The sequence below is a fragment of the Urbifossiella limnaea genome, assembly GCF_007747215.1.
Lineage (GTDB): Bacteria > Planctomycetota > Planctomycetia > Gemmatales > Gemmataceae > Urbifossiella > Urbifossiella limnaea.
The window spans coordinates 4,802,456-4,815,221 of sequence record NZ_CP036273.1; the positions used below are offsets into that span (position 1 = coordinate 4,802,456).

At 66.8% G+C, this 12,766-nt stretch carries 8 protein-coding genes; 4 read left to right on the plus strand and 4 right to left on the minus strand.

Translation table 11 applies throughout. The annotated features are described in order from the left end of the window. Positions 1-201: 201 nt before the first annotated feature. Together ETAA1_RS19650 and ETAA1_RS19655 are read right to left on the minus strand one after the other, a co-directional pair. Positions 202-2,436 (minus strand): DUF4838 domain-containing protein, encoded by a 2,235-nt coding sequence (locus ETAA1_RS19650; RefSeq protein ID WP_145241437.1) that lies wholly within the window; start codon positions 2,434-2,436, stop codon positions 202-204. A gap of 75 nt (positions 2,437-2,511) precedes the next feature. Then, positions 2,512-3,456 (minus strand): sugar phosphate isomerase/epimerase family protein, encoded by a 945-nt coding sequence (locus ETAA1_RS19655; protein WP_145241439.1) that lies wholly within the window; start codon positions 3,454-3,456, stop codon positions 2,512-2,514. A 282-nt stretch (positions 3,457-3,738) separates the two neighbouring features. Between ETAA1_RS19655 and ETAA1_RS19660 the strand changes: the two genes are divergently transcribed. Then, positions 3,739-4,131: a hypothetical protein gene (locus ETAA1_RS19660; protein ID WP_145241441.1), complete on the plus strand. Its 393-nt coding sequence runs from the start codon at positions 3,739-3,741 to the stop codon at positions 4,129-4,131. 109 nt (positions 4,132-4,240) lie between these two features. Here ETAA1_RS19660 and ETAA1_RS19665 read toward each other — a convergent pair whose 3' ends face one another. Next, positions 4,241-4,705, minus strand: coding sequence for a RidA family protein (locus ETAA1_RS19665; protein WP_145241443.1), 465 nt, complete (start codon positions 4,703-4,705; stop codon positions 4,241-4,243). Positions 4,706-4,741: 36 nt separating this feature from the next. Then, positions 4,742-7,207 carry an outer membrane protein assembly factor BamB family protein gene (locus ETAA1_RS19670; protein ID WP_202920269.1) on the minus strand — a complete coding sequence of 822 codons (2,466 nt, stop codon included), beginning with the start codon at positions 7,205-7,207 and terminating at the stop codon, positions 4,742-4,744. Positions 7,208-7,466: 259 nt separating this feature from the next. Between ETAA1_RS19670 and ETAA1_RS19675 the strand changes: the two genes are divergently transcribed. The 3 genes from ETAA1_RS19675 (at position 7,467) to ETAA1_RS19685 (ending at position 12,680) form a co-directional block, all read left to right on the plus strand. After that, positions 7,467-9,188 (plus strand): GspE/PulE family protein, encoded by a 1,722-nt coding sequence (locus tag ETAA1_RS19675; protein ID WP_145241447.1) that lies wholly within the window; start codon positions 7,467-7,469, stop codon positions 9,186-9,188. Positions 9,189-9,440: 252 nt separating this feature from the next. Continuing rightward, positions 9,441-10,631 (plus strand): type IV pilus twitching motility protein PilT, encoded by a 1,191-nt coding sequence (locus ETAA1_RS19680; RefSeq protein ID WP_145241449.1) that lies wholly within the window; start codon positions 9,441-9,443, stop codon positions 10,629-10,631. 51 nt (positions 10,632-10,682) lie between these two features. Next, positions 10,683-12,680, plus strand: coding sequence for a GspE/PulE family protein (locus tag ETAA1_RS19685; protein WP_202920270.1), 1,998 nt, complete (start codon positions 10,683-10,685; stop codon positions 12,678-12,680). Positions 12,681-12,766: the final 86 nt, after the last annotated feature.

A 12,766-nucleotide genomic window follows, 5' to 3' on the forward strand; every position in this document is an offset into this window, starting at 1 on the left:
GAGGGTCCGTCCTCGGGGGTCGTGCCGGCGGCGGGGGCCGGGGGAACTTGGGTCGCGGCGTATACCGGCTCCGTTCCTGGGAGGCAAGCTCACCCGGATTGGTCGTCTCGGCAGGCCGCGAACGCTGGTCAGCCGTGGGAACGCGGGGGTGGGGCGGGACTTGCGCCCGCCGCCCGCGAAGTCACACCCCCACGGTTCGTGTCAGGGCGCTTCAACCAGTACGACGGGGCGCAGGATACCACCGAGGAACAGTTCGCTGATGCGTCGGTTGTCCACCCGCACCGCGACGACGGCGTCGCCGGGCGGCACGCGGAACGGCGCCCGACGGGGAACGTCCGCCACCGCCTTCGGGTTCGGCAGAATCGGCTCCGCTTCAACCGCCTTGCCGTTCACGTACACCGTCGCGGGGCCGTCCACCTCGGGGAATACGAGCGCGAGACTCCCCTTCCCCACCGGCACTCTCACAGTCGTGCGGTACCACAGGACCGTGTTCTCTTCCAGCCCCTGACCGCTCAGCGTGTTCGAGTACGTCGCCACCTGGCGCCACCTGGTGTCGTCGTGCGTGGGGCTGGCGAAGCCCTTAGCCTCGCCATCGTCCTTGTCGTCCGGGGCGAACTTCCAGCGGTCAGGGAGCACGGCTACCACCCGGGTCGGCGCCGCGGTCGCCGTGAGGCCGCCGTCGATCGCCTTCGACAGGAAGCGTCGAAGGTACGCAGTGCCGTACTCCGGGTTCGCGTGCCGCTTCGCCGAGAGGACGTCGATGCGGGCGGTCATGCGGTCGTAGGAGGTCTTCGCGGCGCGGAAGTCGCCGCGGGCCATCGCCTCGTTGATGGAGCGGTAATCGATGACGTTTTGGAAGCCCGCCGCATGAAGCGCGACGCGTTCGGCGTACACGCCGGTCGCCGCGTCTGAGGCCTGCTTCAGGCGGGACTCGCACGCGCGGACGAACTCGTCGGTGTAGACGCCGCTCATGCCGTAGAAACCGCCAGCGTGATTCGGCAGGACCGCCGTGGCGCCGTCGATCCCCATCCAATACGCCTTCATCGGCGCGGCGGCGGGGCCGTAAAACTTCGTGAAGTAGTCGTCCATGAGCGCCACGGGGTCGAGCCGCGGGTCGTACGCCATGCGGAGGCTGAGGTAGATTTGCGGTCCGTACAGGTGCCAGTTCGACAGCACCTCGATGGTCATGAAGGCCAGCCCGCGGTCGGCCAGCAGCGGGAATTCGAGCCGGCACGGCGTGAACTTGAACGTCGGCAGCGTGGCGTCGGCGAGATTGTACATGTAGTTGTAGTACCCGAGTCGGGGCGCCACCCTCGCCCACCCGTCGATCATGTCCACGGCCTGCTTGCGGCTCGGACAGTTCGGGTCGCCGAGTGCGTGCAGGCGGCAATAGCGGATAGGGGCGATCACCGCGCATAAGTTCGGCGCCAGCTTCGTAGTTCGCGTCGGCGGCTGCGTGTAGTCGGCGTAGACGTAAAAGTTGAGGATCACGTCCGGCGCCTCCTTCGCCACGCGGCGGGCCACGTCGTCGAAGAAGTCGGCGTAGCGGGTCGAGACGGCCACGCTGCCGCTCGACGGCTCGATGACCTTGGGGTCGTCCTGGGCCTTGCACGCCGGGCACTGGCAGTAGCCGCGGCCGTCCGGCGGTGAGATCGACGGGTTCCTCGCACCCGCCTTGATCGCCGCGACGACGTTTTTGGCGAACACGCCCCGCACCCCGGGGTTGGACGTGCAGAGCCAGTCGCCGTCTTTCCGCTTGCCGTCGGCCCCCATCGCGAAGTACTCGGGGTGTTCGGCGAACAGCCCCTTCGGGATGTATCGGCCCCACGAGTGGGCGTGCGCGAAGTCCTCGCCGCCGGCTCCGTTCCACGACTTCCACGAGCCGCCGGGCCACGTCGGCCCTTTGGGGTTGCGGTACAGGAGACCCGGCTTCTCGGTGATCGTCACCGCGGCGACCGTCAGGTCGGGCGTGTGCGGGAACACCTCGCCGAGTGGCGTGTCCATGAAATAGCGGCAGCCGAGGTGTTCGAGGAAGCGGCAGACGGCCTTCAGCGTCGCGGCGTCGGACTGGCCCGCGATCAGGACGCGGTTCGCCTCAACGACGATCCGTACCCCCTCCTTCGTGCGGCTGTCGATGTCGTCGAGCTTCAACCCGGCCGCGACTGCGGCGCGGCCGACGTAGATGGGCGTGCCGGCTGCGGGGGCTGAGTTCTGAACGGGTGTGGGGGCACCGACCATCTTGCCGAGCCAGTCGGCGAGCAGTTGCGCGGCTACGGCGTCGCCGGTGGCGAGAGCCTTCACCTTGCTCTTGGCCTTCGGCGTGTCGCCCGGGTTGATGACGATCGTGGCCAGGGACTTGCCGCCCTTCGCCAGGTCGGCAGCGAACGCCGGGGAGGTGAGCAGGAGGAACCCGACAGCGACGACGAGGCGGGACATGGGGGCGCCTCAAGGTGATGAAGCCGCGTGCGGCTTCGCGTTGGGCAACGCGAAGCCGCACGCGGCAAGCTGGCTTTACGCCGCGGCGTACTTCTCGCGGAGCTTGTCGAGGTACTTCTTGCTCTGCGCCGTGACCTCCCATGCGTGCGGCCAGAAGCACAGGTCCACCGTCCACCAGTCGTGCGGCACGCCGCTGGCCTGCATCGCCGGCACGAGCTTGTCGAAGTCGAGCTTTCCGGTGCCGAACGGGTTGTGCGTCGAGGTGTTGTGCTCGTTCAGGCTGCCGTCCGAGTCGATGAGGTGGATGTGGGTCACCTTCCCCTTAAGCTTCTCCAGCAACTCCAACTCGCCGCCCGGGAGCGTTTCCTTCGCGCCCGTCTGGTTCGCCCCCACGACCGCGCACATGTGGGCGTGGCAGGTGTCGTACAGGACGCCGAAGTTCGGGTTCCCCTTCGCCCGCACGCCGTCCACCAGCTTCACGATCTCCGACGGCTTGTTGAACGCGAACCCGGGCTCGAACTCCCAGCACACGTTCAACCCGTAGTCGGCCGCGATCTTACTGCTCTTGTCCCAGACGTTGATGAACCGCTCCATCCCCTTCTCGGCGCCGATCTTCTGCCCCTCGGCGTCGGCATCGAAGAAGTTCGGGGCCACGACCGTGTCCACGCGGATGGTCTTGGCATCGAGCTCGGACGCGAACGCGCACCAGCCGAGGAACGCCGTGAGATAAGCGGCCGGGATCTCGTCCATGATGGAGGTGCCGGGCGTCTTGAACGCCCACAGGTCCACGGCGATGCCCGACAGAGCCAGGCCGTGGTCGGCGATCTCCTTGCGGAGCTTGGCCCGGCTTGCCTTCGTGGGGTGCGTCGCGGGGCTGGGGTGCGGGCCGAAGCTGCCAAGCTCGACGCCGTCGTACCCGAGGTCTTGCAGCTTGTGGAGGATCTGGTGGAAGTCGGTGGTGGGGACTTCCTGGTTGAACAGGTACGCCCAGGTGCCGATCGAGATGCGGGCCTTGGCCATGTACGCGCTCCGGGAAAGGTGGCCGGGACGGGCGAACCACGGGCCACCGGCAACCGACCTCGACTGGTGGGTTGAGGGTCCGTATGTTACCCCATTCGCCCCGTGCCGTAAGACCTCTCGGCAGGGGCGGTATCTCACCGGAAGGTCGGTTCTAGCCGGCACTTCCGGCAGAGGCAAGGAGAAATCCGGCGGCCGGCGCGCAAGTTCCGGTTGCTGGGAGCGAACATCTTCGTGAACGGCGTGTCTGCAACAGGTCGGCAGACTTTTGGTTGGGAGGCGATCGTGAGTAGCAACGTGTTTGGCAGTCCCGGCGGGTGTGGGTTGGCGTCCCCGAAGAAGCGGGCGGCCCGGGTGGTCGTCGGCGGCGGGGCCGGGTTCGCAGCCCGGACGGCCGAGCGGTTCCTGGCCCGCGGTGTGGACGTGTGCACCGCCATCGCCCTGGACGAGCTGCACGCCATCGCCACCCGCAAGAACCCGACGGCCGTGATCCTTCCGGTCGAGGCCGCGGGCGAGAGTGGCTACCTGACGTGTGCCAAGCTCCGGCTGATGCGGCCGAGGATGCGGGTGATCTTGGTCGGCGAGGCGAGTGCGCGGGCGGAGAACCTGGCCCGGTTCGTCGGGGCCCGATTCGCCACCGAGACTACCGCTGCGGATGTTGTGTTGAAGCTGATCTAGCCGGGGTTCCGGGTTCGGGAGTTTGTAAAGACAAGAACGGGTCCGGCACTTGGGGAGCACCCGGTGCCGGACCCGTCGCGTTTCTCGGCCTTCGTTTCCCGGAATCCTGCTACTCCACCTCGAAGATGCACTCGACTTCCACCGCGATGCCGCCCGGCAGTGTGTGCGCGGACACCGCACTCCGTGCCCCAATGCCGGCGTCGTCGCCGAACACGTCCTTCATCAACTCCGAAAAACCGTTGATGACCGCCGGCTGACCGGTGAACTCGGCCGTGCAGTTGACCCATCCCAGCGTCTTGACGATTCGCTTGACCTTGTCGAGCGAGCCGAGCGCGTCGCGGATTGTGGCCAGGACTGCAAGCCCGACCTGGCGGGCGGCATCCTTCCCCTGCTCCGGCGTGAGCGTGTCGCCGACGCGGCCGGTGATGAGGGAGCGGTCGGCCTTCAGGGGGCCGTGGCCGGAGACGTACAGCAGGTTGCCGTGGCGTACAGCAGTCTTGTACACCGCGACCGGCTTCGGGGCAGGCGGCAGGGTGAGGTGCAATTCCTGGACGCGCGTCTCGGGGCTGGGCATCGCAAGGCTCCGTGGGTCAGATTGGTATAGGGCCGGTCACTCCCCCGTCTCGTCGTCGAACCGGAACACCGCCGCCGACTTGCTCCGCGTACGCGATTCGAGCTGCGCCCCGACGTACACCGACCGCCGCCGCCCGTCCTGCACCACGGCAGGCGTCGAGTACAGTTCGGTGACACGCCGGCCACCTACCTCCGCCAGCTCACGCACCCAGTAGGCCTTGCCCGTGTATGGATTCAGGCACGCGACCCGGCCCTCCGGAGTGGCGGCGTACACGGCCGTCGGGCGGCCTTGATCGTCCGCAGCGACCGCCGGACCGGCGGTAAACGTGCTGCCGAGTGATACCGACCACCACACGGCGCCGGTGGCGCGGTTGAAGCAGTACACCGAGCCGTCGCGACAGGCGACGTACACGAAGAGCGCGTCCGCCGCGAGCGGCGTGTGGACCGAGCGTGGCAGCTTTGCCTCCCACACGGTTTTGCCGTCGGTAACGCTCGCGCACACGACTGCGCCACCGGGCGCCGCCTCCGACGGAGTGCCCTCCTCGGCGTAGGCGAATGTGTCGTTCGTCATGTTCCCGGTGCCGATGCCGTACAAGACGTGTTCGCCCGTCGCAAGCGGCGGCCCGAACGATCGGTACGCCTGCGGCTGCCGCCACAATTCGTTGCCGGTGTCGGCATCGACCGCGACGCGGGCCAGCGTGTACAGCCCGCTGCCGAGGAAAACGCGCTTGCCGCTCACGGCCGGGGCGCCGTCGATGTGCAGCTTCTGCTCCTTACCCGCGAACTGCCACACCTTCGTGCCTTTGGCGGCGTCCGCACAGATTAGCCCGTCGTCGCCGGCGGCGAAGTACAGTCTGCCGTTCGCCACCCTCGGCTGACCCTCGGTGTGGCTCGTCGTCGGGAACGGGTTCGGCCACGCGGTCTTGCCGGTCGCCGCGTCGAGGGCGAACAGCCGACTTCCCTTGTCGGTGTGGAGCCCCTCGCCGACGAACACTTTGCCGCCGCTCACGGTCGGCGTGCTGAACACGGGCATCAGGTCGCCGTCGGCGGCGAACTTCCACGCCACCTGTTTACTGTCGCGGTCGAGGGCGAAGACAAACCCGTCGGAGCCGAACCCGCCCGACTTCGCGGCCCCGACGTAGAGACGGTCACCGTTCACGGTAACGGAGGACATCACCTGATTGGCGTCGGGCAGCTCGTAGACCTGCACGTCGAGCAGCCTCACGCCGCCACCCGCACTCTCGGGAGGCGGCGTAGTCGTGGACGCAGGAAGGCCGCCTACGAGTGCCGCTGCCAGCGTGACGGTGAACAGCGCGGACAGCCCGGCAAGCTCGCCCGAGATGCTCACCCGCAGCGGCGGCTCGGTGCCGTCGGCGCGCAGGTCGTGGGCCGCGGTAAGCCGGCGGTAGCCGACGTAGCCTGCCGAAGCGAGGAGCGACACGCCGATGAGCGCGAACTCGCGCATCGGGAAATCGACCGCCGCGCTCCACGGCCCGAAGAACCGCGCCGACGCGACCAGCAGCCCGATCACGGCCACGACGCCCAGGAGGATGCGGAGTTCCTTGCGCGTCGGGGTCGTGGTCGCGGTCGGGTCTTCACCCACGAGCCGCCGGTATCGCCGGTCGGCCCACACCATGCCGCCGAACGTGAACCCGACCAGCAGCAGCGTGAACCCCTGGTACGTGAATAACCACCAGTCTGGTAGCCCCCAGTATTCGCGGACCAACCAGTAGACCAGGGCGGCGGTACTGTTCACGCTGGCGACTACGAGGAAGGCCCGCCACCGCTTCATGGCGACTGCCATGCTCGCGGCAGCGCCGGGGAATAGCGCCGCGATGATAGCCAACGGGCCTACCAGCGCCAGCGACGGGATGACACCGAACAACGCGGCGCCACCCACAACCGAGCCGCGTCTCCCACCCCCCTCACTCCCCCCTCCCTCCTTCTTCGGGGCAGGTCCGAATCCCGGCGCCTCTTTCTCGTTCGGCGCCGGCGGCGGGGCCTTCTTCGCCAGCCCGTCCACGCATATCTGCCGAAGCTCAGCCGTCGTCCCCTTGAAAGTCCGCCGCAGGTACGGCTCGCCGTGCAGGAACGCCCAGCGGACCGTCTTGCCGTCGTCGTCCACAACCCCTTGCAGGGAAAACCACGTTCCCTCGGTGAAGGCCATCGCGTTGTAGCGCTTCCCCTTCTTGCTGGCGAACACCACCACCTTGCGGCCCCCGTCCAGGCGGTCGAGTATCAGCTTGGTGTGCTCGCCCTTCTTGGCCTCGTCGTCGCCCGTCATGTTGACCGGCAGCCGGTCGAACGGCGGGTCGCCTTTCAGCTTCTCGTCCAGCTTCAGCACGAGCGCTGGCCTCTCGGGCAGCACCGAATCGACTGCCGCGACGAAGATGAGCTGCTCGCCGTCGAGCACTTCCTGAAGCGAGACGAGGCGGAGGATGACGGCCTGGGCGGGAACCGCCAGCAGAAGCAGCGCGAGGAGGGGCAGGCGGACGCGGGCCACAGGACGGCCTCCGGGCGGTGGGTGGGAACATGATAGCCCCCACCCGCCCCCGCGCCTTCGAGGAACTTTTCGCTTGAAGCAGCACCAGCGTTCTGCCACAGTGAATTCATTCGGCATTCATCATCGTTCCCGGGCGCTCTCCGCCCCGATCCGGTGTGGGTCTCGTCATCGTCGCCCGACACCGACCAGCACCGCCCTCGTTCCCCCGGCCCCGCTCGCCGCGCCGACTCTCGGTGCGACCACCCCTGTAGGAGCAGCCATGGCCAAGGCCCGCGGCGATTTCACCGACGTGCTCATCAAGCGGAAGCTCATCAGCCCCGACCAACTGGCCGAGGCCGAGAGCCTCGCCGCCAGCACCGGCATCAAGCTGCAGGACGCCTTCATCAAGCTCCAGACGCTCAACACCAACGAGGTGATGAACGCCGTCGCCGAGCACTACGGCGTCCAGTTCATCGACCTGAACGAGGCCGAGATCAGCAAGGCCGTCACCGAACTCGTCCCCGAGTCGGTGGCCCGCGAGAACGTCGTCCTGCCGCTGTCGCTGGAAGGGAACGTCCTCAAGATCATCACCGCAGACCCGTCCAACTACGAAACCATTCAGAAGCTCCAGTTCATTCTGAACAAGGACGTGGTGCCGGTGCTCGCCCTCCAGGAGCAGATTCAGGAGGCCATCAACAAGAACTACGGTCAGACGGAAACCGAGTCGGTCGACTCGATGCTCGTCGAGTTCACCGACACCGCCATCGAGTTCACCCAGACGGAGTCGATCGCCAGCCTGGCCAACGCCGAGGAGTCGGACGCCCCGGTCGTGAAGCTCTGTAACCTCGTCATTCAAGAGGCCGTCAATCTCCGGGCGTCCGACATCCACATCGAACCGTTTGCCGACCGGGTGAGGGTCCGCTACCGGATCGACGGCGTTCTCGTCGAGCGCGACGCCGCTCCCCGGCGGTTGCTCGCCCCCTTTCTCTCGCGTTTGAAGATCATGGGGAGCATCGACATCTCGGAGAAGCGCCGCCCGCAGGACGGCCGCATCAAGATGTCGATTCAGGGGAAGCACTTCGACCTGCGTGTGAGTATGCTCCCGTCGGTTCACGGACAGTCGGCTGTGATGCGCATCCTGGACCGCGGCAACATCCAGGTGAACATTCGAGACCTCGGCTTCTCCGAGGAGGACTACATCCGCTTCCAACAGATCATCAAGCGGCCGAACGGCATCTTCCTGGTCACCGGCCCGACCGGGTCCGGGAAGACGACGACGCTCTACTCGGCGCTCAACGAACTGAACCGGCCGGACCGCAAGATCATCACCGCGGAAGACCCCGTCGAGTACTACCTTCCCGGCATCAACCAGGTTGAGGTGAAGCACGGCATCGGGCTCGACTTCGCGCGCATCATCCGGGCGATGCTGCGGCAGGCGCCCAACATTATCCTCGTCGGAGAAATCCGCGACAAAGAGACCGCGGAAATCGCCGTTCAAGCCTCGCTGACCGGACACTTGGTTTTCAGTACACTCCACACGAACGATGCGCCCAGCGCCGTGACCCGCCTCGCGGACATCGGGGTACCGCCATTCCTGATCGCCAGCTCCGTGATCGCCATCATGGGGCAGCGGCTCGTGCGTGTGAACTGCGTCAAGTGCAAGGAACCCTACATGCCTCCTGCCAACGAGTTGCGAGCCGCCGGCATCTCGCAGGAACAGATAGCCAAGGCCACGCCGATGAAGGGCCGCGGCTGTAACCACTGTCGTCAGACGGGTTACCGCGGCCGGCAGGGCATCTTCGAGATGCTGAAGATGAGTTCCATCATCCGCGAACTGACGTTCGCGCAGGCTCCGACTCAGGAGATTCGCCGCAAGGCTCGCGCCGGCGGCATGCGGACGTTGCTGGAAGACGGTTGCCTGAAAATCCTTAAGGGGACGACGACCGCGGACGAGGTGCTCAGCACCTGCCACGCCGAGCAACTGACGGTAGACGCCCACTGAAAGCCCAGGGGACTGCCGCCCCCAGGCCTCGGATACGTACAGGTAGTATACAATTGTTCCGTATGCTCCGCAAGGACGCGGGGCACATTTGGCACGACGCCGTCCCTTTTTTGGTGCGCCGACGACGCCCCCGGATAATGCGGCAGCCCGACGCGGAGGTCGGGAGCCCGTCTGACAGATGCCGGTCGGAAGCCGCACGTCTGAGTTTCGCGTCGTCGTCCGCTCGTTGGCCAGAATCTGGCCGAGGGTTCCGTGGCTTCGGTCTCCATGGAGAAGTTGCTGGCGACGGTCATCCAGATCAAGGCCAGCGACCTCCACATCAGCGTCGGTCAGCCTCCCGTCGTCCGGCACCAGGGCCGGATGCGGAAGCTCGACGCCAAAGTATTGGACAACGACGACACCACCGGCCTGATGAAGAGCATCACGCCGGACCGCTGCCAGCAGGAGCTCCAGCAAAAGGGCGGAGCCGACTTCGCCATCGAGTACGTCGACGGGTACCGGTTCCGGGTGGCGGTGTTCAAGCAGAAGGGGACCATCGGCATGGTCCTCCGCCGCATCCCGAGTCAGTTCTTGACGTTCGAGCAGTTGCGGACGCCGGAAGTTATCCGCCAGTTGATCGTGCGGCCCCGCGGGCTGATCCTCGTCACCGGCCCCACTGGGTCCGGCAAGACGACCAGCTTGGCGAGCATGATCAACTTCCTCAACGACAACTACGACCGGCACATCATCACGCTGGAAGACCCGATCGAGTACTACCACAAGCACAAGAAGAGCACCGTCAACCAGCGCGAGATCGGCATCGACGTGCCGGACTTCAAGGAGGGCATCCGCCGCGCCCTCCGGATGGACCCCGACACCATCCTCGTCGGCGAAATGCGCGACCTCGAAACCATCCGCGCCGCCCTCGAAGCCGCCGAGACGGGACACCTGGTGTTCGGCACGCTGCACACCTCGGGGGCCGCCTCGACCGTGGACCGCGTCGTGACGGTGTTCCCCGAGAACGAGCAGGACCAGATTCGCACGCAGCTGGCCGGGTCGCTCATCGGCGTCCTGTCGCAGGCGCTGATGCCGAAGAAGCCGGAGGGGCTGATCGCGGCCTACGAGATGATGGTGGTGACGCCCGCCATCCGCAACTTGATCCGCGAGAACAAGACGTACCGCATCAACTCGTCGGTGCAGACCGGCCGCAAGCACGGCATGTTCCTGCTGGACGACTGCCTGTTCCGCATGTGGCGGGAGGACCTGATCGAGAAGGAAGAGGCGCTCCTGAAGGCCTCCAACCCTGCTGAGTTGGCCGCGAAGATCGCGCAAGCCGAGCGTGGCCTGATGGACGACGACGAGGAGGGCGGCGACGACGAGGAGGATGAGGACGACGACGATGACGACGAGGATGAGGACGACGACGATGACGACGACGACGGCCCCAAGCGTCGGCGGCGGTAGTCGTTGAATCGGCCACGAACCCGATCCCTCATCCCGAACGCGAGACGCACGATGCCCCCGACGCCGAACGACCCGAAGAAGCCGATGCCGCCCGCCACGCCCGGCCAGAAGCCGCCGGCGGCAGGGAACGGCCCGCCCGTGCCGAAGCCCGCTCAGCCGGGCCAGCCTGCGCCGAAGCCCGTCGTCGGCCCGGCCAAGCCCGGCATCCCTGTACCGGGCTCCGCCAAGCCCGGCCAGCCGGCCAGGCCGGGCATCCCGGCGAAGCCGCCCGCCGCGGCCCAACCGCCCGCCAAGAAGCCGGCCGCGCCGAAGCCGAAGTTCACGCACATCGACGCCAACACCAAGCTCCTCGGGCAGAAGCTCGTGGACCTCGGGGCCCTCGACGAGGCGCAGCTCGAGTCGATCTTCGAGGAGATGCGCGTCACCGAGGGGACGCTCACCGACATCCTCAAGGAGCGCGGCCTCGCCAACGACGACCAGCTGCTACAGGCCACGGCCGAGGCGCACGGCATGCGCGTCGCCAACGTCGAGGAGACGAAGCCGACGCCCGAGGCCGTCAAGTTGGTCACCCGGCAGATGGCCGAGCTGTACCGGCTGTGCCCGGTGTCGTTCGAGCAGAACGTCCTCACCGTGGCGATGTCCGACCCCAACAACCTTCAGGCCATGGACGACCTGAAGAACCTGCTGGGCATCCCCACCGTCACGCCGCTGCTGGCGCCGGCGAAGCAGATCGAGGGGCTGATCGAGCGGGCGTACTCCACCTCGAAGGAGGAGTCGATGACGACGCTCCTCGCCGAGCTGGAGAGCGACCCGACCATCGGCGCGGCGTCGATGCGGCGCGAGACGAGCATCGACCTCGACGACGCCATCGAACTGGCGAACTCGTCCCCGGTCCGGAAGCTCATCAACATGGTGCTGTTGATGGCCATCCGCGACAAGGCGTCCGACATCCACTTCGAGCCGTTCGAAGAGGAGTACAAGATGCGCTACAAGTGCGACGGGGTGCTGTACGAGATGGTGCCGCCGCCGCGCCACCTCGCCACCGCAATCGCCAGCCGCATCAAGGTCATGGCCAACCTCGACATCGCCGAGCGGCGGCTGCCGCAGGACGGCAAGATCGAGCTAAACCTCGGCGGCAACCGCATCGACATGCGCGTGTCGGTGCTGCCGACGCTGTTCGGCGAGAGCACCGTCATCCGGGTGCTGGACAAGTCGGCCGTCGGCTTGAGCCTGGACCGCATCGGCATGCCGCAAGTGATCCTCACCCAGTTCCGCCAGGTCATCAAGAAGCCGAACGGCATCGTGCTGGTGACAGGCCCGACCGGCTCGGGCAAGACGACGACGCTGTACTCGGCCCTGTCCGAGCTGAACGACCTGGAAACCAAGATCATCACGACCGAAGACCCGGTCGAGTACGAGATCGACGGCATCATCCAGTGCCCGATCAACCACGAGATCGACCTGACGTTCGCGGCCGCGCTGCGGGCCATCCTGCGGCAAGACCCCGACGTGATCCTCGTCGGCGAGATCCGCGACCTAGAGACGGCCCAGATCGCCATCCAGGCGTCGCTGACCGGGCACCTGGTGTTCAGCACGCTCCACACGAACGACGCCCCGAGCTCGGTGACCCGGCTGCGCGACATGGGCGTCGAGCCGTTCCTCATCACCGCGTGCGTGGAGGCAATCCAGGCCCAGCGGCTGGTGCGGAAGATTTGCCAGGCGTGCAAGACGCCGTACACGCCGACGCGCGAGCAGGTCATGGAGCTGGCGGTCGCCCCCGACACGATGGCCGGGAAGGAGTTCTTCTACGGCGAGGGGTGCGCCAAGTGCAATAACCTCGGCTTCAAGGGCCGCACCGGCCTCTACGAGCTGATGATGATCGACGACAACATCCGCGACATGATCAGCCGCGGCGGCAGCACCGACCAGATGAAGGTGTACCTCCGCAAACTCGGCGTGCAGACGTTGCGCGAGTCGGGCATCGAGGCGCTGCTCAACGGCGTCACCACGCTCGACGAGGTGGTGCGCGAGACGGTGATGGAAGACTAGCCCGAAGCTGAAATCGACACGACCGCCGGGGCGTCATTCCGTGACCGCCCGGCACCACGGACCGACGCGGCGGACTCGCACCCGGA